This is a genomic window from Escherichia sp. E13S3, assembly GCF_004212325.1.
GTDB lineage: Bacteria > Pseudomonadota > Gammaproteobacteria > Enterobacterales > Enterobacteriaceae > Escherichia.
The window spans coordinates 268,188-289,762 of record NZ_RHJR01000018.1 but is presented as its reverse complement, the minus strand read 5'-3'; the positions used below and the strand labels follow the sequence as shown (position 1 = coordinate 289,762).

Genomic DNA, 21,575 nt, shown 5'->3' with positions numbered 1-21,575 from the left:
CTCCGGTTATTCAACTTCAATACTTTTGACGATCAGCGAATCGCCGGTATCGACACGCAACCGCTCGCCGTGACAGAGCGGACACTGCGCATCGTGCTGATGAATCTCCACCACCTGGCTGCAATCCCAACACCAGGCCTGGGCGGGTTTATAGACGATATGTAAATCGCACCCTTGCGCCACCGTTCCCTGGCAGACAATTTCAAAACTAAAACGGACGGCGCTCTCCTCAACGCAGGAGAGCGCACCAATTTCCAGCCACACGGCGGTGACGCGCTTAACATCGTGCTGCTCCGCCTGCCGTTGGATAATTTCAACGGCGCTCTGGCAAAGCGACAACTCATGCATTTTCGCCACTCCTGCGACCAAACAGCAGGGCGCGACGCCCTGCATGTGGTACATCCGGATTAGTGACTGGCAGCGAAAGGATCATTCGCGCGCAGTCATCCGTCAGGCGTTGGCCCTCTTCAATCGACATGCTGTGCGAAAGCGGCGACATCAGCGAGCAGGAGAGGTATTGCGACACACCGTCCAGTTCGCCAACGGTAAAGGTCATAGTGCCATACGGCAGTTGCAGACCGATTTTTTCACTCACTTTGCGCAGCGGCCAAAGTTGATCCGGGCCGGGGAAGATAACTGCACTCAGCATCCACGGGGTGATCACACACCCCGTCCACTGACTTTCGAACAGCGTAAAATCGGAAACATACACCGGCATTGAAGGATGCAGAAAAGAGAGATCGTGCATCGAACGCCGGGCAATTTCTTCAAACGCTGCCTGTACTTGCGCCTTCGGGGAGGTCTGGAAACCTGCTATCTCTTCAGTCATGAATCGCCTCCCGTGGGATAGCTTCCACGCCAGATTCACGCAGCGCAGCCAGAACCTGCTCAAGCGCAGGTTCAATCATCGCTTCGACCGTCGGCGTCAAGCCGATGTGCGGCTCCAGTGATTCCGGAATTACGCCGACCAGGGTCAGCTTTTTCGGAAACTCGCCGGTGAAGCGCAGGGCCGACAAGACGTCGGCCAGGCCAAGCTGATGCGGAGAGATTTTGTTGGTAAACAACGCCGGAACTTCTTCATCCCGCAGGATCATCATCGTTCCCGGTGCGCTCTTCTTCGATACAATGGCATCCGCAATAATCAGATGATCGCGATTTGCCATGTCGCCAAGCAGCTCCATTCCCGCCGTGCCGCCATCGAGGATCTCAACATAATCCGGCAGAATGTATCGTTGCTCTAACGCTTCGACAATCCGCACACCGATGGCTTCATCGGTCAGCAAAATATTGCCGACCCCTAAGACTAAAATACGCATTACAGAACCTTCACTGAAACCACTTCGTTGCCGTCAGCATCCACTACGTGTACCGCACAGGCCATGCACGGGTCGAAGGAGTGAATGGTACGCACCACTTCCAGCGGTTTATTCGGATCGGCAACCGGTGTACCCACCAGCGACTGCTCGTAAGGACCGACGTCATCATTGAAGTTACGCGGACCAGAGTTCCAGGTTGATGGAACAACTGCCTGGTAGTTGCTGATGATACCGTCTTTGATCACCATCCAGTGAGAGAGCATACCGCGCGGCGCTTCGAGGAAGCCAACGCCTTTAAACTCACCCGTTGCCGGAATGTTCGGCTTCACAAAGGTGGTGTGATCGCCTTTGCCGATATTGGTGATCAGTGCACTGTATTGGTTTTGCAGGATATCCTGCAATTCACAGCAGTGAACGGTACGACCAATAATACGGCCCAGCGTGGAGTGCAGCTGTGCCACTTCCAGCGTGTTGCCAGTCAGTTTCTGATAAATCGCAACGATTTCATTCAGTTTGTTCTGGGTAGATTCGCGACCTGCCGCCAGTTTCACCAGCATATTAGCCAGCGGACCCACTTCTACCGTTTTGCCGTAGAAAGTCGGCGATTTCACCCAGGAGTATTTACCGTCGTCAGACCAACCGTCGTAAGCCGGAATGGTGGTGCCTTCCCACGGTGCCTGTGGCGCTTCGTCCTTATACCAGGAGTGCTTCGCGCTTTCCTGAATTCCTTTGATCAGGTATTCATCGGAATGAGAAGTGATCGGACGATACGAGGACAGATCCGCATTCTCAATGTAGCCGCCCGGGAACAGGAAGCTGCCGTTTTTACTGTCGGTCGGGAATTCCGGCACGCTCAGGTAGTTCACCGCACCTTTACCGCGCGTCAGCCATTCCGGGTAGAACGCGGCGATAACTGCGGTATCAACCTTGTAAACCTGCTCAACAAAGTCGCTCAGCTTGTCGATGAAGGACTTGATGTACATCAGGCGCTCAAGGTTCAGCACGCCCAGACCGTCGAGGTTGATTGGGTTAGCGACCCCGCCTACCGCCAGGTTCTGAATGTGCGGCGTTTTACCGCCCAGCAGCGCCACGACGCGGTTAGCGTCACGCTGGCACTCCAACGCTTGCAGGTAGTGCGCTACCGCAATCAGGTTCACTTCCGGCGGCAGTTTCATCGCCGGGTGACCCCAGTAGCCATTGGCGAAAATACCCAACTGACCGCTGGCAACCAGATCTTTGATCTTGTTCTGAACTTTAGTGAACTCTTCCGGGCTGTTCAGATGCCAGGTCGAAACGCCTTTCAGCATTTCGGAGGCTTTGGTTGGATCAGCTTGCAGTGCAGAAGTGATGTCCACCCAGTCCAGCGCCGAAAGCTGATAGAAATGAACGATATGGTCATGCGTGGTGTGCGCAGCCAGAATGATGTTACGGATGTATTGCGCGTTAACCGGAACGTCGATATTCAGCGCACTTTCTGCCGCACGAACGGAAGACAGCGCGTGAGTGGTAGTACATACGCCACAGATACGTTGCACAATCATCCATGCATCGCGCGGATCGCGGTTTTTCACGATCTCTTCCATGCCGCGCCACATGGTACCGGAAGCCCATGCTTTCGAAACGACGCCATTTTCGATTTCGCAATCGATGCGTAAATGCCCTTCAATTCGGGTTACCGGATCAATAGTAATTCTCTGGCTCATGCTTTGCTCGCCTCATGACGATTATGATCGTTTTGTTTTAAAGGAGGAAGTATCGGCAGTAGACGAATGAGTACGATGTAAGCGCAAATCTCAATAGCCACAAAACCAATAGAAATCAACAGTTCTTCCCAGGTCGGGAAGTAGGCGTAACCGCCGCCCGGGTTGAATGCCACCAGCGAATAGGTCAGACGCCAGGTTGCACAACCTAACAGCGCGCTCAGTGCCGACAGGAACAGCATGCGGGAATCATTACGCAGCTTCGCCACACGCAGAACCACCAGCGGGAAGAGCATCAGCAGGACTTCAATCCAGAACATCACGGAGTAGAAGTCACCGGCAAACGCTAACGACAGCTTGTCGCGATAGATAAGCTCGCCAAAGCGCAGCACGATGAAAATCGCCAGCAACACACTGATGGTGTTGGTCAGCTTGACGAACAGGCTTTTTTCATCTGGACCATTGCCACGCAGACCCGCCTGCACCAGCGAACCTTCAAAGATGACAATCGAGAAGCCCATGATGAACGCCGTCAGCAGCGAGAACAGCGGCAACATTTCATAGCTCTGCCACAACGGATGCACTTTGTAGCCCGCCGAGATCATCAGCGACCCCATTGAAGACTGGTGCATAGTTGGCAGCAGCGCACCGAGCGCGATGATGAAGAACATCACCTTGTTCAGACGCTTGAGCGACACCTTCCAGCCCAGACGTTCAAACAATGCCGGAGCAAACTCCAGTGCCATCACGCCGATGTAGATGGTCATACAGACCGCCGTCTCGAACAGTACCGAGTTCACGTTGAAGTGACCCGGAATGTAGAAGTACGGCAGGTTCCAGTAGCGACCAACGTCGATGGTGATCGACAAGCCACCCAGTGAGTAACCGAACAGACTCGCCAACAGCGCCGGACGCACCAGCGGATGGTATTGCCCACGGTTAAAGACGTATACCGCCCACGCCAGCGCCCAGCCGCCACAGGCAAAGCCGGTGCCGATCAACAGGTCAAACGCGATCCACACGCCCCACGGGAAGCCGCCGTTCAGGTCAGAGACAGAGCCCAGACCGAACACCAGACGCTTCACAATCAGGAGCATACAGATGACGATTAACGGTCCAAAAATCATGACCGGTTTACTGATGATTTTGCCGCCCAGCGGTTGTGGATCATGACTCATGATCGTCTCCTCCGTCGTGATGGTCGTTTTTGGTGTTGCGACGAACCAGCACGGTTAAGCCCGCCAGCACGGCCAGTGGTAGCATCATGCCTTTATACAGGGTGTGTTGAATATTTTCTGAACGCGCGCCAGTTGAAAGATCGTCCAACTTCGGCAGGTCGAGATTTTCATAAGGAACACCCGTCAGTACCAGAACCTGAGTACCGCCGCCCTCTTTCTCGCCGTACAGATGCGGATAATATTTCGGCACCGTGTGCAGGTAAGTGTCGCCAGATTTCAGCGTCTGACGCGGATAGTGGTATTCGCTGCCAGGCTTCAGCGCCAGACGTTTTTTCGCCTCAGCCATCAGCTCTTCACGCGTACCAAAAATCACCGCCCCCGCCGGACACACTTCTACGCAACCTGGCAGACCGCCTTTATCGAGACGTTCCACACCTTTCTGGTTGCACAGCTCACATTTATGCAGCGCACCAAACGGGTTGTTGTAGTCGTACTTCGGCACGTTGTACGGACAGGCAACCATGCAGTAACGACAGCCGGTGCACACGTCTTTGTCGTAATGGACAATGCCGGTTTTCGGATCTTTTTTCAGTGCAGAAACCGGACACACGGAGACACAGTTCGGATCGACGCAGTGCATACACTGTTTCTTAATGTACGCGTAGCCGTTCTCCTCCTGGTCTTTGTTGACACCTGTGCCGCTGGTCCACACCTGAATGATGTTATTGGTATACGGCGACAGTTTGTCGTTGTTCGACCAGGTCTGTTCCCCTTGTGGGTTACGCTCAGGGAAGTTGATATCCTGACACTTGGTGACGCAAGCCTGACAGCCTACGCACAAAGTCGAGTCGTACAACATCCCCAGCGATCCCGGAATTGGCGGGCGGTTTTCAGCAGCCGCATGGCTGACAGATGGCAGTGCGCCCGTCAGCAATGCCCCGCAGGAGGCTGCTTTAATAAAATTACGTCTGTTCACGGTTATTCTCCCCGTGAGTCAGCGTTATCTTTCTTTTGCTGACGACCCAGTTCACGCACCGCCATCACGCTGACACCGGCAACCAGCCCAACCACACCGCCGAGCAAACCGATAGCGCCCGCAGAGACGTTGCCGCCTTCTTTAGCGTTGACATCCGGTTTCTGTGAACGCGGAGTCTGGTTTTCGACGTTGGCAAGCTGATGGATGCCTTTATGGAAGCCGATACCTTCTTCGTTACAGCCATAGCATGGGTGACCAATTGCCACCGGCCACACGCCGCCCACGTCGCAGAATTGCAGCGTTGAGCAGTTGCCGTAAGTTTCTGGCCCTTTACAGCCGAGGTGGTACAGGCACCAGCCTTCACGGTGGCCTTCATCACCGAACTCTTTGGCAAAACGACCAGCATCGAAGTGCGGGCGGCGTTCGCAGTGTTCGTGAATCAGACGACCATAGGCGAAGGTCGGACGGTTTTTATCATCCAGCTTCGGCGGTTTGCCGTAAGTGATGAGGTGCGCAACGGTCGCGAGGAAGTTGTGCGGGTTTGGCGGGCAGCCAGGAATGTTGATTACAGTTTTGCCTGGCAGAACTTCTTGCAGGCTGACTGCGCCGGTTGGGTTAACCCCAGCCGCGGCAACACCGCCCCACGCGGAGCAGGAACCGATAGCGATAATTGCTGCTGCGCCTTCTGCCGCTTTGCGGATGTGATCCACAATCGGCTCACCGGCAACCATGCAATAAATACCGTTATCTTTTAATGGGATGGAACCATCCACAACCAACACATACTGCCCTTTGTACTTCTCAAGTGCGTTGTGTTTGTTCTCTTCAACCTGATGGCCGAAGGCGGCAGAAAGCACTTCGTGATACTCCAGAGAGATAGTCTCCAGCACGAGGTTTTCTACCGTTGGATGCGTCGCACGAAGCAGAGATTCCGTACAACCGGTGCATTCCTGCGCGCCAATCCAGATAACCGGCGGGCGCTGCGGGTTAGTGACCGATTCGGCCATCTCTGCGGCGGCTTTGCTACTTAACCCCATGGTGGCGGCTAATGCTGCACAAAGCTTCATGAAATCACGACGATTAATGCCGTGAGAATGGATGAGGGTGTTATCTCCAGTCATTTATTGTTATTCCGTTGCGAAGACCTGGCATATATTTTGCCTCAACCGCAAAATCAATAATGCGATCGATGCGCCATTTACCACACATTTATTATGGTTATCATTACAATGATACTGCGGCGGGGCGCTAAAACGAAGGGAATAAGCATTAGTGTAATTAATTAAAGCAAGATAATACGTATGTTTGATCAATTTTCGAGGCGATAACCCGCCATAAAAAAGCGCAACGTAGAACAGGAATTATTCTCACGAAAGAAATCCATTACCATCTCTTTATCCAGCCCATAACGGCGCGTCAGAATACCCGCTTCCCAGGCGCTGAGCTGGCGATCGCCGGTCTTTTCATACATCCGGTGCGAGTAGCCTAATACAAAACCACGTTTATAATCGGCGCAAAATTTAGTCACATTAACTGCACTGTCGGCATGCGTTGCTTTTAATCCCGCCATTAAGCCTTTACCGAAATGGTTATTCATCGTTTACCTCAAACGCTATATATCAGTATATATAGCGATATTTTAGGCAAACTCCGACTTTTACGCACGCTATTTTTTCCTGCACATGTAGGACGTTATCCTTTAAGGGATAAACACATCAGGAAAGATATTTATCGAACCATGTCAGCGTCCTTTGCCAGGCAAGATCGGCGGCTGATTTGTCATAACGTGGCGTGGAATCATTATGGAATCCATGGTTAACCCCCGGATAAATATACGCTTCATAGACTTTGTTATTGGCCTTCAACGCCGCCTCGTAAGCGGGCCAGCCCTCATTGATTCGGGTGTCCAGTTCAGCATAGTGGAGCAGTAAAGGCGCTTCGATCTTCGCCACATCGGCAGTAGGTGCCTGGCGACCATAAAAAGGCACCGCACAGGCCAATTCCGGATACGCCACGGCAGCAGCGTTCGAGACGCCGCCGCCATAGCAAAATCCGGTTATGCCAACTTTGCCCGAGGCTTGGGGATAGCGTTGCATAAACTCAATTGCGGCAAAGAAATCATTCATCAGTTTGGTTGGATCAACCTGCTGTTGCAGTTCGCGGCCTTTATCATCATTTCCCGGGTAACCACCAACGGAACTTAAACCGTCGGGTGCCAGAGCAATGTATCCCGCTTTAGCCACCCGCCGTGCTACATCTTCGATATACGGATTCAGCCCACGATTTTCATGCACGACCACCACAGCGGGTGTTTTGTCGCCCTTCTTCGCAGGCTTCACCAGATAACCACGTACCTCGCCGTGACCATTTGGCGAAGGATACGTGATGTACTCAGCGACAATCTCCGGGTCGGTAAACTCCACCTGGGTCGCCCACGCGTAATTTGGCTTGAGCAAATCAAACAACGCTAACGCCGTCATCCCGCCCACCGCGTACTTCGCTGCCAGGTTGAGGAACTCACGTTTCGATATTTTCCCGTGAGCGTAATAGTCGTAGTAATCCAGCAACTCTTGCGGAAAATCTTTGGCGGTCAAACGCGGCATCGTTTTACTCCTCAGCTGTTGTTTTTTTAAGCAAAGCATAAGCGTGTGTTTTTGCCCAGTTTTTCGTCACTCTGTGAGCGATGCTACGGGATACGTCCTGGTAAATCGCTAGACTAGAAACATTGTTTCGAAATTGAATGGTGGAAAGGAGATGTCATGGTCTGGTTAGCGAATCCCGAACGTTACGGGCAGATGCAGTACCGCTATTGCGGAAAAAGCGGTTTACGCCTGCCCGCGTTATCGCTCGGTTTATGGCACAATTTCGGTCACGTTAACGCGCTGGAATCACAGCGTGCGATCCTGCGTAAAGCGTTTGATTTAGGCATTACGCACTTTGATTTAGCCAACAATTACGGCCCGCCTCCAGGAAGTGCAGAAGAGAACTTTGGTCGTCTGTTACGGGAAGATTTTGCGCCTTATCGCGATGAACTGATTATCTCTACCAAAGCCGGATACGATATGTGGCCCGGCCCGTACGGCTCTGGCGGCTCACGTAAATACCTGCTCGCCAGCCTCGACCAAAGCCTGAAGCGTATGGGGCTTGAGTATGTCGATATCTTTTACTCGCACCGTGTCGATGAAAATACGCCAATGGAGGAAACCGCCTCTGCGCTTGCCCATGCGGTGCAAAGTGGTAAGGCGCTGTATGTTGGGATCTCTTCATACTCGCCAGAGCGGACGCAAAAAATGGTCGAGTTGCTGCGCGAGTGGAAAATTCCGCTGTTAATTCATCAGCCTTCATACAATTTACTGAACCGCTGGGTGGATAAAAGCGGCCTGCTGGATACCCTGCAAAATAACGGCGTGGGCTGCATTGCCTTCACCCCACTGGCCCAGGGATTGCTGACCGGAAAATATCTCAACGGCATTCCTGAAGATTCACGGATGCATCGCGAAGGTCATAAAGTACGCGGCCTGACACCGAAAATGCTCACCGACGCTAACCTCAACAGCCTGCGGTTATTGAATGAAATGGCACAGCAGCGCGGTCAGTCTATGGCGCAAATGGCGTTAAGCTGGTTGCTGAAAGATGAGCGAGTGACGTCGGTATTGATTGGTGCCAGCCGTCCGGAGCAACTGGAGGAGAACGTACAGGCATTGAATAATCTGGCGTTTAGTGCCGAAGAACTGGCGCAGATTGACCAGCATATTGCCGATGGCGAGCTAAACCTGTGGCAAGCATCTTCCGATAAATAACAAGTTCATACCGGGCGCGGTTCTCGCGCCCGCATAAATTCAGTGATTATGACGAGTCAGTCGGTCAAGATAGCCCATCACAAATGCAGAAAGCACAAACGTCAGATGGATAATGACGTACCACATCAGTTTGTTATCCGGGACATTTTTCGCATCCATAAAGACGCGCAGTAAGTGAATGGAAGAGATTGCCACAATCGACGCTGCCACTTTGTTTTTTAGCGACGTTGCGTCCATTTTCCCCAGCCAGTTCAGTTTCTCTTTGTTCTCGGAGATATCCAGCTGCGAGACGAAATTCTCATAACCGGAAAACATCACCATCACCAGCAAACCGCCAACCAGCGTCATATCCACCAGCGACAGCAACACGAGGATCAAATCTGATTCTGCCATTGAGAAGATATTCGGCAGGACGTGAATAATCTCCTGAAAGAACTTCAGCGCCAGGGCAACCAGCGCCAGCGAAAGGCCAAAGTACACGGGGGCAAGCAGCCAGCGAGAAGCATACATTGCATTTTCAAGAAAACGTTCCATACATTCCTGTCGTGTAGTTAAAACGGGCAACAGTATATCGCAATTGAGTAAACAGCGCGCAACAGCAAATCAACATATACGTTAAACCGTTGTCGCATGATTCTGAGATTTAGGGATCTTCCTGGTTCACTGATTACCGTGGCGCGTGCGTCTACCCTTAAAGGACGTTGAACCTGAAGGGAGAAAAACGATGTCTCATTTAAAAGACCCGACCACGCAGTATTACACTGGTGAATATCCCAAACAGAAACAACCGACGCCAGGCATCCAGGCGAAAATGACACCGGTGCCAGATTGCGGCGAGAAAACCTATGTTGGTAGCTGTCGCCTGAAAGATCGTAAAGCACTGGTGACAGGGGGCGATTCCGGAATCGGTCGCGCTGCCGCCATTGCTTACGCGCGTGAAGGGGCTGACGTGGCGATCAGTTATCTTCCCGTGGAAGAAGAAGACGCTCAGGATGTGAAAAAGATAATTGAAGAATGCGGACGCAAAGCTATTCTGCTGCCGGGCGATTTAAGCGATGAGAAATTTGCCCGTTCGCTGGTTCACGACGCGCATAAGGCGTTAGGCGGGCTGGATATTATGGCGCTGGTCGCCGGGAAACAGGTTGCCATTCCTGATATTGCAGAGCTCACCAGCGAACAGTTTCAAAAGACCTTTGCCATTAACGTTTTCGCGCTGTTCTGGCTAACCCAGGAAGCAATTCCCCTGCTACCGAAAGGCGCCAGTATCATCACCACTTCGTCAATCCAGGCCTACCAGCCAAGCCCGCATTTGCTGGACTATGCGGCAACGAAGGCGGCGATTCTGAACTACAGCCGTGGCCTGGCAAAACAGGTCGCGGAGAAAGGTATTCGGGTGAATATTGTCGCGCCAGGCCCTATCTGGACAGCACTGCAAATTTCCGGCGGACAGACGCAGGATAAGATCCCGCAGTTTGGTCAGAAAACACCGATGAAACGTGCGGGGCAACCGGCGGAGCTGGCCCCTATATATGTTTATCTGGCAAGTCAGGAGTCGAGCTATGTCACCGCAGAAGTGCACGGCGTGTGTGGCGGCGAACATTTAGGCTAAAAAATACCCGGTTGTGTGATAGCAACCGGGCATCATTGTGCTTTTAACCTTGCCGGATACGGCGTGAACGCCTTACCCGGCCTACAAACTTATGAAAACTCAACACGTTGCGATAAATTTTGTAGGCCTGATAAGACGCGCCAGCGTCGCATCTGGCAATTCTCTTTACGTCGCTTTGGCAGTTTCTTCGCCGACCAGACCAATCTTCAGGTAACCTGCCTGATGCAGCTTATCCATTACCTTCATCAACATCTCGTAGTCGACGGTCTTATCTGCACGGAAGAAGATGGTGGTGTCTTTCTTACCTTCGGTTAACGCATTCAGCGCCGTAACCATCGTTTCATCGGTGACCGGATCGTTACCGATAAACATTGAGTTGTCCGCCTTCACCGACAGATAAACCGGTTTTTCCGGGCGCGGCTGCGGCGTGCTGGTAGAAGCAGGCAAGTTCACCTTCACATCTACCGTCGCTAACGGTGCCGCCACCATAAAGATAATCAGCAGAACCAACATCACGTCGATAAACGGCGTCACGTTGATATCATGCATTTCGCCGTTATCGTCGAGGTTTTCGTTAAGATGCATTGCCATCGGACATTATCCTGCGCGTAATTTTTGTGCAACACGAACCGGATGCGCAGCGGCGCTGGCTTCCAGATCCAGGTCACGGCTTTGCAGCAACAATACCTGCGCTGCGACATCGCCAAGCATCGCTTTAAAGCCGCCAATCTGGCGTGCAAATACGTTATAGATAACGACCGCCGGAATCGCTGCCACCAGACCGATTGCCGTTGCCAGCAACGCTTCTGCAATCCCCGGTGCAACCACTGCCAGGTTGGTAGTCTGCGTTTGCGCAATACCGATAAAGCTGTTCATGATGCCCCAGACCGTACCAAACAGACCAACGAACGGCGAAATTGCACCGATGGTAGCAAGATAACCGTTGCCGCGGCCCATTTGACGACCTACTGCGGCGACCCGACGCTCAAGGCGGAAACTGGTACGCTCTTTAATACCTTCGTTATCGTCGCTGCCTTCCGACAGTTCCAGCTCATTTTGCGCTTCATTGAGCAAATGCAGGCTTAAGCTTTTGCTACCAAAATCAGCGGCGATATCGCTGGCCTGGTTTAAAGAGCGTGCTTCAGCCAGCAGTTGCTGCTCGCGCTTCAGGCGACGCTTCTGGTTGAAGAACTCTACGCTCTTACTGAAAAAGATTGCCCAGGTGACTACGGAGGCCAAAATAAGCCCAATCATCACGCACTTAACGACAATATCGGCGTGCTGATACATACCCCAGACGGAAAGGTCCGTCTGCATTAAATTATTACCCACTGTGTATCTCCAGGACGCAAGTCACAAAATCTGCGCACAATAATATCAAAACGACGTCGAATTGATAGTCGTTCTCATTACTATTTGCATACTGCCGTACCTTTGCTTTCTTTTCTTTGCGTTTACGCAGTAAAAAAGTCACCAGTACACCTTTTGCGAAATTTTTCTGCTTTATGCCAATTCTTCAGGATGCGCATAACCTCATTCGTGCTAGTTTAGACATCCAGACGTATAAAAACAGGAATCCCAACATGGCAGACAAACAACTTGATACTCAACTGGTCAATGCAGGACGCAGCAAAAAATACACTCTCGGCGCGGTAAATAGCGTGATTCAGCGCGCCTCTTCGCTGGTCTTTGACAGTGTGGAAGCCAAAAAACATGCGACGCGCAATCGCGCCAATGGCGAGTTGTTCTATGGACGGCGCGGAACGTTAACCCATTTCTCCTTACAAGAAGCGATGTGCGAACTGGAAGGTGGCGCAGGTTGCGCGCTGTTTCCTTGCGGGGCGGCAGCGGTTGCCAATTCCATTCTTGCTTTTGTTGAACAGGGCGATCATGTGTTGATGACCAATACCGCCTACGAGCCGAGTCAGGATTTCTGTAGCAAAATCCTCAGCAAGTTGGGCGTAACGACATCATGGTTTGATCCGCTGATTGGTGCCGATATCGTTAAACATCTGCAGCCAAACACTAAAATCGTGTTTCTGGAATCGCCAGGCTCCATCACCATGGAAGTCCACGACGTTCCGGCGATTGTTGCCGCCGTACGCAGTGTGGTGCCGGACGCCATCATTATGATCGATAACACCTGGGCTGCCGGAGTGCTGTTCAAAGCTCTTGATTTTGGTATTGATGTTTCTATTCAGGCCGCCACCAAATATCTGGTAGGGCATTCAGATGCGATGATTGGCACTGCCGTGTGCAATGCCCGTTGCTGGGAGCAACTGCGGGAAAATGCCTATCTGATGGGGCAGATGGTCGACGCAGATACCGCCTATATGACCAGTCGTGGCCTGCGTACACTGGGCGTGCGTCTGCGCCAACATCATGAAAGCAGCCTGAAAGTGGCTGAATGGCTGGCCGCACATCCGCAGGTTGAGCGAGTTAACCACCCTGCTCTGCCAGGCAGTAAAGGCCATGAATTCTGGAAACGAGACTTTACAGGTAGCAGCGGACTATTTTCCTTTGTCCTGAAGAAAAAACTTAATGACGAAGAACTGGCGAACTATCTGGATAACTTCAGTTTATTCAGCATGGCCTTCTCATGGGGCGGGTATGAATCCTTGATCCTCGCGAACCAGCCAGAACATCTCGCCGCCATCCGCCCGCAAGGTAAGATCGATTTTAGCGGCACCTTGATTCGCCTGCATATTGGTCTGGAAAACGTCGACGATCTGATTGCCGATCTGGACGCCGGCTTCGCGCGAATTGTGTAACATTGCCAAATTTGGACAATTTTGCAGACATTTAATTGTGAATAGTCTTAAATTGTTGCGTCCGGGATCAAGGCGTCCCGGACGATTCAGGAGTACAATAGTCAAATTAAGGCTTAAACGCTGTTCCACAGGAAAGTCCATGGCTGTTATTCAAGATATTATCGCTGCGCTCTGGCAACATGACTTTGCCGCGCTGGCGGACCCTCACATTGTTAGCGTTGTTTACTTTGTCATGTTTGCCACGCTGTTTTTAGAAAACGGCCTGCTGCCCGCCTCATTTTTGCCTGGCGACAGCTTGTTGATTCTGGCTGGCGCATTGATTGCCCAAGGGGTTATGGATTTTCTGCCAACAATCACGATTCTGACTGCCGCAGCCAGCCTGGGTTGTTGGTTGAGTTATATTCAGGGACGCTGGCTGGGTAATACCAAAACGGTGAAAGGCTGGCTGGCACAGCTTCCGGCCAAATATCACCAGCGCGCCACCTGTATGTTTGACCGCCACGGTCTGCTGGCGCTGCTTGCTGGACGTTTTCTCGCCTTTGTCCGCACGCTGCTGCCAACCATGGCGGGGATTTCCGGACTGCCAAACCGCCGCTTCCAGTTTTTCAACTGGTTAAGCGGGTTGTTATGGGTCAGCGTGGTAACCAGTTTTGGCTATGCCTTAAGCATGATCCCGTTTGTAAAACGCCATGAAGATCAGGTGATGACGTTCCTGATGATCCTGCCGATTGCCTTGCTAACCGCTGGCTTGTTAGGCACGCTGTTCGTGGTGATTAAAAAAAAGTACTCTAGTGCCTGACGATTTCCTCCGTTCCCGGTGGCCATGCCGGGAACGCATTTAACTCCCCTGCATCGCCCGCATTCTGGCTGCATCTTCTCCCGGCGTCACACCGAAATAACGTTTAAACTCACGGCTAAATTGCGACGCGCTTTCATAGCCGACGCGCATCGCCGCCGCGCTGGCCTTCATGCCGTCGTGGATTATCATCATTCGCGCCTTATGCAGACGGTAATTCTTCAGATACTGCAACGGCGAGGTACTGGTGACAGACTTAAAATTATGGTGGAACGCTGAAACGCTCATATTGGCTTCTGCTGCCAGTTGCTCAACGCTCAGGTTTTCGGTGTATTTATTCTCAATTCGTTTCAGCACGCGGCTAATCAGGCTGAAATGCGTCTGGCGACTGACCAGTGCCAGCAACGCGCCGCCGCAAGGCCCCGTCAGCACATAGTAAAGAATCTCGCGGATAATCTGTTTACCGAGAATGCGCGCATCCAGCGGTCGTTCCATCACATCCAGTAACCGCTCCGCCGCGCATAAAATCTCTTCGGACAATGTAGCGGAATTAATACCGCTGGCAGCCATCGACGGCTGGAAATGTTCATCTTCGCCAATGTCCATCAACAGCTCTTGTAACTGTAAAATATCAACATTGAGACGCACCCCCGCCAGTGGCACCTCTGGCGTGGCATAAGTTTCGCACTCAAACGGCAACGGCACCGTCAGCAGCAGGTATTCATTGGCGTCATAGCGAAACACGCGTTCATTGATATAACCGATTTTATGCCCAGAAAAGAGAATTATGATGCCAGGTTCATACATCACTGGCGTACGCGCACCGGGGTTCTCGCCATACAATAAGCGCACATCAGGCAACATATCCGACAAACTATTTTCTTTATCTTTCAGTCTATTAATTTTATCCGTCAGTAGGCGGCATATCTCTTCACGTTTCATATCGCGTAATTTCTTAGGAATAATGCGGCAATTTGATTGTGCGCAATTTTGTACCATTTCTCCAGTACTCTGGAGAAATAGGCAAGACATTGGCAGAAATGAGCATTGAGAGCCACGGCGCTGGCGACCACAATGAAAAACATCAGGCAGACCGATCTCTGCCCTCATATTGACCCAGCAAAGGGAGCAAGTAATGAACAACTTTAATCTGCACACCCCAACCCGCATTCTGTTTGGTAAAGGCGCAATCGCTGGTTTACGCGAGCAAATTCCTCATGGCGCCCGCGTATTGATTACCTACGGCGGTGGTAGTGTGAAAAAAACCGGCGTCCTCGATCAAGTTCTGGACGCACTGAAAGGTATGGACGTGCTGGAGTTTGGCGGTATCGAGCCAAACCCGGCCTATGAAACGCTGATGAACGCCGTAAAACTGGTTCGCGAACAGAAAGTGACTTTCCTGCTGGCGGTTGGCGGCGGGTCCGTGCTGGATGGCACCAAATTTATCGCCGCAGCGGCAAATTATCCTGAAAACGTCGATCCGTGGCATATCCTGCAAACTGGCGGCAAAGAGATTAAAAGCGCTATCCCGATGGGCTGTGTGCTGACACTGCCAGCGACCGGTTCTGAATCTAACGCGGGAGCGGTTATCTCCCGTAAAACCACTGGCGACAAGCAGGCGTTCCATTCTGCCCATGTTCAGCCGGTATTTGCCGTACTCGATCCGGTTTATACCTATACCCTGCCGCCGCGCCAGGTGGCTAACGGCGTAGTGGACGCCTTTGTGCACACCGTAGAACAGTATGTGACCAAACCGGTTGATGCCAAAATTCAGGATCGCTTCGCAGAAGGCATTTTGCTGACGCTGATCGAAGATGGCCCGAAAGCCCTGAAAGAACCAGAAAACTACGATGTTCGCGCCAACGTTATGTGGGCGGCGACCCAAGCGCTGAACGGTTTGATCGGCGCTGGCGTACCGCAGGACTGGGCAACGCATATGCTGGGCCACGAACTGACCGCTATGCACGGTCTGGATCACGCGCAAACGCTGGCTATCGTCCTGCCTGCACTGTGGAATGAAAAACGCGACACCAAGCGCGCGAAACTGCTGCAATACGCTGAACGTGTCTGGAACATCACCGAAGGTTCCGACGACGAGCGCATTGACGCCGCGATTGCTGCTACCCGTAACTTCTTCGAGCAATTAGGCGTGCCGACACATCTTTCCGACTACGGTCTGGACGGCAGCTCTATCCCGGCATTGCTGAAAAAACTGGAAGAACACGGCATGACCCAACTGGGCGAAAATCATGACATTACACTGGAAGTCAGCCGCCGCATCTACGAAGCCGCCCGTTAAGCTTTTTACGCCTCAAACTTTCGTTTTCGGGCATTTCGTCCAGACTTAAGTTCACAACATCTCACCGGAGCCTGCTCCGGTGAGTTCATATAAGGAGGAACGTATGGCTAATCCAACCGTTATTAAGCTACAGGACGGCAATGTCATGCCCCAGCTGGGACTGGGCGTCTGGCAAGCAAGTAATGAGGAAGTTATCACCGCTATCCAAAAAGCGTTAGAAGTGGGTTATCGTTCAATTGATACCGCCGCAGCCTACAAGAACGAAGAAGGTGTCGGCAAAGCCCTGAAAAATTCCGCACTTAACAGAGAAGATCTGTTCATCACCACGAAACTGTGGAACGACAACCACAAGCGCCCCCGCGAAGCCCTACTCGACAGTCTGAAAAAACTCCAGCTTGATTATATCGACCTCTACTTAATGCATTGGCCCGTTCCCGCAATCGACCATTATGTCGAAGCATGGAAAGGAATGATTGAGCTGCAAAAAGAAGGATTAATCAAAAGTATCGGCGTCTGCAATTTCCAGATCCACCATCTTCAGCGTCTGATTGATGAAACTGGCGTGGCGCCTGTCATTAACCAGATAGAACTTCACCCGCTGATGCAGCAACGTCAGTTGCATGCCTGGAACGCCACACACAAAATCCAGACCGAATCCTGGAGCCCATTAGCCCAGGGCGGGAAAGGCGTATTCGATCAGAAAATCATTCGCGATCTGGCAGATAAGTATGGCAAAACCCCGGCGCAGATTGTTATCCGCTGGCATCTGGATAACGGTCTGGTTGTAATCCCGAAATCGGTCACCCCTTCACGAATTGCCGAAAACTTCGATGTCTGGGATTTCCGTCTCGACAAAGACGAACTTGGTGACATTGCAAAACTCGACCAGGGTAAACGCCTCGGCCCCGATCCCGACCAGTTCAGCGGCTAACGCACAAATTCTCCCGGTAGCGGTAATATTCCGCTACCGGACTTTTCAGAAATCATTTATTCCCCTCGCCTCCCGCCCGTTGTTACTCTCCCCTGTTCAGGAACACCAAATATAAGGACATCATCATGCGGAGCTGGAAGCTCTTAAAGGAACAACTCATCTACACCAGGGATAAACGCGACAGAGAGGTGAAAAACAGATGAAAATAATGATTCTGTTTTTGGCAGCCTTTTTAAGTTTTACCCTCCAGGCGCAATCCCCCTCGCTAACCGCTGAACAAACAGTCAGGCAGATTTATCAACACTATACCGGTGGGGCTAGCGTTCCTTATTTCGCTGATAACAGTGAGCAAGCAATAACATCAACGCGAATGCAAAAGGCGCTAACCTTGAATGACAATCTCACACTGCCGGGTAATATTGGCTGGCTGGATTACGATCCGGTTTGCGATTGTCAGGATTACGGCGATCTGGTGTTAGAAAGTGTCGCGGTTACTCAAACGGATGCCGATCACGTGGATGCCCTTGTGCGCTTTCGTCCCTATAAAGACGATAAAGAAAAGACCACGCAAACACTGAAGATGGTGGCAGAAAATGGTCGTTGGGTGATTGATGATATTGTCAGCAATCATGGCAGCGTCTGGCAGTCGGTTAATGGTGAGAATGAAAAAATATTGGCGGTACTGGCATCGCTGCAAAAAGAGCAGCCTGAAGCCTTTGTCGCCGAGTTGTTTGACCATATCACTCATTATAGCTGGCCCTGGACGTGGGTTGTTTCCAACACCTATCGCCAGGCTGTTAATGCCTTCTATAAAACCACCTTCAAGACTGACAGTAACTCCGATGAAAATATGCAATTAGAGCGGCAATTTATCTACGACAACCCAATCTGTTTTGGCGAAGAGTCGTTATTTTCACGCGTTGATGAAATTCGAGTCCTGGAGAAAACCGCCGATTCCGCCCGCATTCATGTTCGTTTTGCATTGACCAATGGCAACAGCGAAGAACAAGAACTCGTTTTACAGCGTCGTGAAGGTAAATGGGAAATCGCCGATTTTATCCGCCCAGGCAGCGGAAGCTTACTTAAACAGATTGAAGCGAAGACTGCCGCCAGATTAGCTGAATAATTAACACCAGATAAAGGAAACTGGAAATGAATAATCAACTGTTACTCTTTTTTCTAATGTTCATACTCACAGGCTGCGTCAGTAATGAAAAAATCAGTCATGTAGAAAATGATATTCATCTGATAAATATAAAAATCGATCAACTCCAACAAGATATCGACGCTTTACGTCAGGAAATTCAGATAGCGAAAGAAGCGGCAGAAAAAGTTAACACACGGCTGGATGATGAAGGGAGATGGCCTGACGGAATTTGGGCGCACCCGCCACGGTGGTAATTCTCCACTAAACGTCAATCAACTATTAACCATAACAATAAAAGACAGGGAGAAATAAATAATGAAAAAGACTTTCAGCGTGGGAATACTAATTCTGATAACCGGCTTATTAAGCGGGTGCGTCAATGAGCAAAAGGTCAATCAACTGGCGAGCAATGTGCAAACATTAAATGCCAAAATCGCCCAGCTTGAGCAGGATATGAAAGCACTACGCCCACAAATCTATGCTGCCAAATCCGAAGCTAACAGAGCTAATACGCGTCTTGATGCGCAGGACTATTTCGATTGCCTGCGCTGCTTGCGTATGTATGCAGAATGATAAAAAAATCCCCGGCAGCATTCTGTTACCGGGGATTTTTTTTAACGTCCGACCGCTGCTTTAGGGCGTTTCTTCGCGCCAGCATTCACCGGACGAGATTGCGTAGACGACGCTTTTTTTGCCGTAGCAGGCGTCTGACGCTGGGTCGCCATCGGCGTATGTTTGGTCAACGCCGGACGGGTATTGCGGTTCTGGCGACGAGCTTCACGCATCTCTTCAATGGTTGGCGCAGGCACTAAGCAATCGCGACGGCTGCCAATCAGATGCTTTTTACCCATCGCTTCCAGCGCCTGACGGATTAACGGCCAGTTTGCCGGATCGTGGTAACGCAACAACGCTTTATGCAAACGACGCTGTTTGTCGCCCTTCGGTACGAAGACGTCTTCACTCTTATAACCAATCTTCGCCAGCGGGTTTTTGCCGGTGTAATACATGGTGGTCGAGTTAGCCAGCGGCGATGGGTAGAAGTTCTGTACCTGGTCGAGACGGAAACGATGCTTTTTCAGCCACAGCGCCAGGTTCACCATATCTTCATCACGCGTACCGGGGTGTGCAGAGATGAAATAGGGGATCAGATACTGCTCTTTACCTGCCTGTTTGGAATAGGTGTCGAACAGCTCTTTAAAGCGGTCATAACTGCCCATGCCCGGCTTCATCATCTTCGATAACGGCCCTTCTTCAGTATGTTCCGGGGCAATCTTCAGATAACCGCCGACGTGATGGGTCGCCAGCTCTTTGATATAGCGCGGGTCTTCCACGGCAATGTCGTAACGCACGCCGGAAGCGATCAGGATCTTCTTGATACCTTTGAGATCGCGAGCACGGCGATAGAGATTGATGGTCGGTTCGTGGTTAGTGTCCATATGCGGACAAATATCCGGGTAAACGCACGACAAACGGCGACAAGTTTGCTCGGCGCGCGGCGATTTGCAGCGCAGCATATACATGTTGGCAGTTGGCCCACCGAGATCGGAAATCACGCCAGTAAAGCCAGGAACGGTGTCGCGGATCGCTTCAATCTCATTAATGATCGAATCTTCCGAACGGCTCTGAATAATGCGCCCTTCGTGCTCGGTAATAGAGCAGAAAGAGCAGCCGCCAAAGCAGCCACGCATAATATTGACCGAGAAACGGATCATTTCGTAAGCCGGAATACGGGCATTACCATAGGCCGGATGCGGCACGCGCTTGTACGGCAGCGCAAAGACGCTGTCCATCTCTTCGGTAGAAAGAGGTATAGCAGGCGGGTTGATCCACACATAGCGGTCGCCATGTTTTTGCATCAACGCGCGGGCGCAGCCTGGGTTAGTTTCGTGGTGCAGAATACGCGAAGCATGAGCGTACAGCACTTTGTCGCCCTTCACTTTCTCGAATGAAGGCAGCAACACGTAGGTTTTTTCCCACGGTTTCGGGCGCGGCGGCTGCACGGTAACGGCTTTGGCTTCTTGTTTTTTCGGCGCCACTGGTTTGTTATCCGCGCACGGCAGGTCTTCACCATACGGATGCGGGATCGGGTCGATTTTCCCCGGGGTATCGAGACGGGTGGAATCCACGCCGCTCCAGCCTGGCAACGCCTCTTTCACGATAATCGCGGTATTACGCACATCGCGGATTTCACTAATCGGCTCGCCCATCGCCAGACGATGCGCCACTTCCACCAGCGGACGCTCACCGTTACCGAACATCAGCATGTCGGCTTTCGAATCCACCAGCACCGAACGGCGCACGGTATCGGACCAGTAATCATAATGCGCGGTACGGCGCAGACTAGCCTCAATACCGCCTAGGATCACCGGCACATCTTTCCACGCCTCTTTACAACGCTGGGTATAAACCAGTGTGGCGCGATCCGGGCGCTTACCCGCGACGTTATCCGGTGTGTAGGCATCGTCATGACGTAAACGGCGATCGGCGGTATAGCGGTTGATCATCGAGTCCATGTTGCCAGCAGTAACGCCGAAAAACAGATTCGGTTTACCCAGACGCATGAAATCGTCTTTGCTGCTCCAGTCCGGCTGAGCGATGATCCCGACGCGAAAGCCCTGCGCTTCCAGCATACGACCGCAGATCGCCATCCCGAAGCTTGGGTGATCGACATACGCGTCGCCAGTAACCAAAATGATGTCGCAGCTATCCCAGCCAAGTTGATCCATCTCTTCACGAGACATCGGCAAAAACGGTGCCGGTCCAAAACAGGCGGCCCAGTACTGCGGCCAGGAGAACAGGTCGCGATCCGGTTGGATCAGGGAGATAGAGCTCATTTTGCTTCCAGAAATGGTAAAAAAATAATCAAAGGCCGGGGATTATACGCTGTATCGCGCGCGGAAATGAAGTGATGTTGATAAACGGTGACAAAATACCTGGTGAAGTTTTCACTGCCGATCGAGGCAAACACATTTAAGGCTAGCGGTAGCGTGGCAACTGCCGCTACTATTTATGCCGATCAGCAACGTTCAGGTCATGTTGCACGACGATCAGC

The 21,575-nt window shown here is 51.7% G+C and carries 23 protein-coding genes; 9 read left to right on the top strand and 14 right to left on the bottom strand.

Annotated elements, in window-relative coordinates; all coding sequences use genetic code 11:
• Positions 1-6: 6 nt before the first annotated feature.
• The 9 genes from hypA to yghX form a co-directional block, all read right to left on the bottom strand.
• Positions 7-348, bottom strand: a complete 342-nt coding sequence (gene hypA, locus D9597_RS19025; RefSeq protein WP_000544957.1) for a hydrogenase maturation nickel metallochaperone HypA — start codon at positions 346-348, stop codon at positions 7-9.
• Positions 341-829 (bottom strand): hydrogenase-2 assembly chaperone, encoded by a 489-nt coding sequence (gene hybE / locus D9597_RS19020; RefSeq protein ID WP_130223975.1) that lies wholly within the window; start codon positions 827-829, stop codon positions 341-343. Before hybE ends, hypA begins: the two co-directional genes overlap by 8 nt.
• Positions 822-1,316 carry a HyaD/HybD family hydrogenase maturation endopeptidase gene (locus D9597_RS19015; protein ID WP_001221953.1) on the bottom strand — a complete coding sequence of 165 codons (495 nt, stop codon included), beginning with the start codon at positions 1,314-1,316 and terminating at the stop codon, positions 822-824. Before D9597_RS19015 ends, hybE begins: the two co-directional genes overlap by 8 nt.
• A complete protein-coding gene (hybC, locus tag D9597_RS19010) occupies positions 1,316-3,019 on the bottom strand; it encodes a hydrogenase 2 large subunit (RefSeq protein WP_000083065.1) in 1,704 nt (567 codons plus the stop codon). The genes D9597_RS19015 and hybC overlap by 1 nt, the downstream gene beginning before the upstream one ends.
• Positions 3,016-4,194, bottom strand: a complete 1,179-nt coding sequence (hybB, locus tag D9597_RS19005; RefSeq protein WP_000017694.1) for a Ni/Fe-hydrogenase cytochrome b subunit — start codon at positions 4,192-4,194, stop codon at positions 3,016-3,018. The genes hybC and hybB overlap by 4 nt, the downstream gene beginning before the upstream one ends.
• A complete protein-coding gene (hybA, locus tag D9597_RS19000; RefSeq protein WP_001081870.1) occupies positions 4,184-5,170 on the bottom strand; it encodes a hydrogenase 2 operon protein HybA in 987 nt (328 codons plus the stop codon). The genes hybB and hybA overlap by 11 nt, the downstream gene beginning before the upstream one ends.
• A 2-nt stretch (positions 5,171-5,172) precedes the next feature.
• A complete protein-coding gene (hybO, locus tag D9597_RS18995; protein WP_130218140.1) occupies positions 5,173-6,291 on the bottom strand; it encodes a hydrogenase 2 small subunit in 1,119 nt (372 codons plus the stop codon).
• A 188-nt stretch (positions 6,292-6,479) separates the two neighbouring features.
• On the bottom strand, positions 6,480-6,767 hold the full coding sequence (gene yghW, locus D9597_RS18990) for a DUF2623 family protein YghW (RefSeq protein WP_001059136.1): 288 nt from the start codon (positions 6,765-6,767) through the stop codon (positions 6,480-6,482).
• A gap of 118 nt (positions 6,768-6,885) precedes the next feature.
• On the bottom strand, positions 6,886-7,773 hold the full coding sequence (gene yghX / locus D9597_RS18985) for a YghX family hydrolase (protein WP_130223973.1): 888 nt from the start codon (positions 7,771-7,773) through the stop codon (positions 6,886-6,888).
• 156 nt (positions 7,774-7,929) lie between these two features.
• Between yghX and gpr the strand changes: the two genes are divergently transcribed.
• Complete coding sequence (gene gpr, locus D9597_RS18980) at positions 7,930-8,970, top strand: L-glyceraldehyde 3-phosphate reductase (protein WP_130208031.1); 1,041 nt, start codon at positions 7,930-7,932, stop codon at positions 8,968-8,970.
• A gap of 39 nt (positions 8,971-9,009) precedes the next feature.
• Here the strand turns inward: gpr and D9597_RS18975 are convergent, their stop codons facing one another.
• Positions 9,010-9,504, bottom strand: a complete 495-nt coding sequence (locus D9597_RS18975) for a TIGR00645 family protein (RefSeq protein WP_000439331.1) — start codon at positions 9,502-9,504, stop codon at positions 9,010-9,012.
• Between the two features lie 190 nt (positions 9,505-9,694).
• Here D9597_RS18975 and yghA point away from each other — a divergent pair, with 190 nt between their 5' ends.
• Positions 9,695-10,579, top strand: a complete 885-nt coding sequence (gene yghA / locus D9597_RS18970; protein ID WP_130223971.1) for an NADP(+)-dependent aldehyde reductase — start codon at positions 9,695-9,697, stop codon at positions 10,577-10,579.
• A 165-nt stretch (positions 10,580-10,744) separates the two neighbouring features.
• Here yghA and exbD read toward each other — a convergent pair whose 3' ends face one another.
• A complete protein-coding gene (exbD, locus tag D9597_RS18965) occupies positions 10,745-11,170 on the bottom strand; it encodes a TonB system transport protein ExbD (RefSeq protein ID WP_130223969.1) in 426 nt (141 codons plus the stop codon).
• A 6-nt stretch (positions 11,171-11,176) separates the two neighbouring features.
• The gene (exbB, locus tag D9597_RS18960) at positions 11,177-11,911 is read right to left on the bottom strand and encodes a tol-pal system-associated acyl-CoA thioesterase (protein ID WP_130208037.1); all 735 of its coding nucleotides are present in this window, start codon (positions 11,909-11,911) and stop codon (positions 11,177-11,179) included.
• 251 nt (positions 11,912-12,162) lie between these two features.
• Here exbB and metC point away from each other — a divergent pair, with 251 nt between their 5' ends.
• Together metC and yghB are read left to right on the top strand one after the other, a co-directional pair.
• Positions 12,163-13,350 carry a cystathionine beta-lyase gene (gene metC, locus D9597_RS18955; protein ID WP_130223967.1) on the top strand — a complete coding sequence of 396 codons (1,188 nt, stop codon included), beginning with the start codon at positions 12,163-12,165 and terminating at the stop codon, positions 13,348-13,350.
• Positions 13,351-13,489: 139 nt separating this feature from the next.
• Entirely contained in the window at positions 13,490-14,149 is a 660-nt protein-coding gene (gene yghB, locus D9597_RS18950; protein ID WP_064529651.1) for a DedA family general envelope maintenance protein YghB, read from the top strand.
• 39 nt (positions 14,150-14,188) lie between these two features.
• Here the strand turns inward: yghB and yqhC are convergent, their stop codons facing one another.
• Positions 14,189-15,088, bottom strand: coding sequence for a DNA-binding transcriptional regulator YqhC (gene yqhC / locus D9597_RS18945; protein WP_138158408.1), 900 nt, complete (start codon positions 15,086-15,088; stop codon positions 14,189-14,191).
• A 193-nt stretch (positions 15,089-15,281) separates the two neighbouring features.
• Between yqhC and yqhD the strand changes: the two genes are divergently transcribed.
• From yqhD to yqhH, 5 genes are all read left to right on the top strand, one after another.
• Positions 15,282-16,445, top strand: coding sequence for an alcohol dehydrogenase (gene yqhD / locus D9597_RS18940; RefSeq protein ID WP_130218152.1), 1,164 nt, complete (start codon positions 15,282-15,284; stop codon positions 16,443-16,445).
• 103 nt (positions 16,446-16,548) lie between these two features.
• Positions 16,549-17,376 carry a 2,5-didehydrogluconate reductase DkgA gene (dkgA, locus tag D9597_RS18935; RefSeq protein WP_130218154.1) on the top strand — a complete coding sequence of 276 codons (828 nt, stop codon included), beginning with the start codon at positions 16,549-16,551 and terminating at the stop codon, positions 17,374-17,376.
• Positions 17,377-17,575: 199 nt separating this feature from the next.
• A complete protein-coding gene (locus tag D9597_RS18925) occupies positions 17,576-18,502 on the top strand; it encodes a YbjP/YqhG family protein (RefSeq protein WP_130223963.1) in 927 nt (308 codons plus the stop codon).
• 26 nt (positions 18,503-18,528) lie between these two features.
• Positions 18,529-18,777 (top strand): hypothetical protein, encoded by a 249-nt coding sequence (locus D9597_RS18920; protein ID WP_130223961.1) that lies wholly within the window; start codon positions 18,529-18,531, stop codon positions 18,775-18,777.
• Between the two features lie 61 nt (positions 18,778-18,838).
• Positions 18,839-19,096, top strand: a complete 258-nt coding sequence (gene yqhH / locus D9597_RS18915; protein ID WP_130223959.1) for a lipoprotein YqhH — start codon at positions 18,839-18,841, stop codon at positions 19,094-19,096.
• Positions 19,097-19,137: 41 nt separating this feature from the next.
• On the opposite strand, the gene D9597_RS18910 is transcribed toward yqhH, so the two are convergent.
• Positions 19,138-21,357, bottom strand: coding sequence for a YgiQ family radical SAM protein (locus D9597_RS18910; protein ID WP_000095187.1), 2,220 nt, complete (start codon positions 21,355-21,357; stop codon positions 19,138-19,140).
• Positions 21,358-21,575 lie beyond the last annotated feature (218 nt).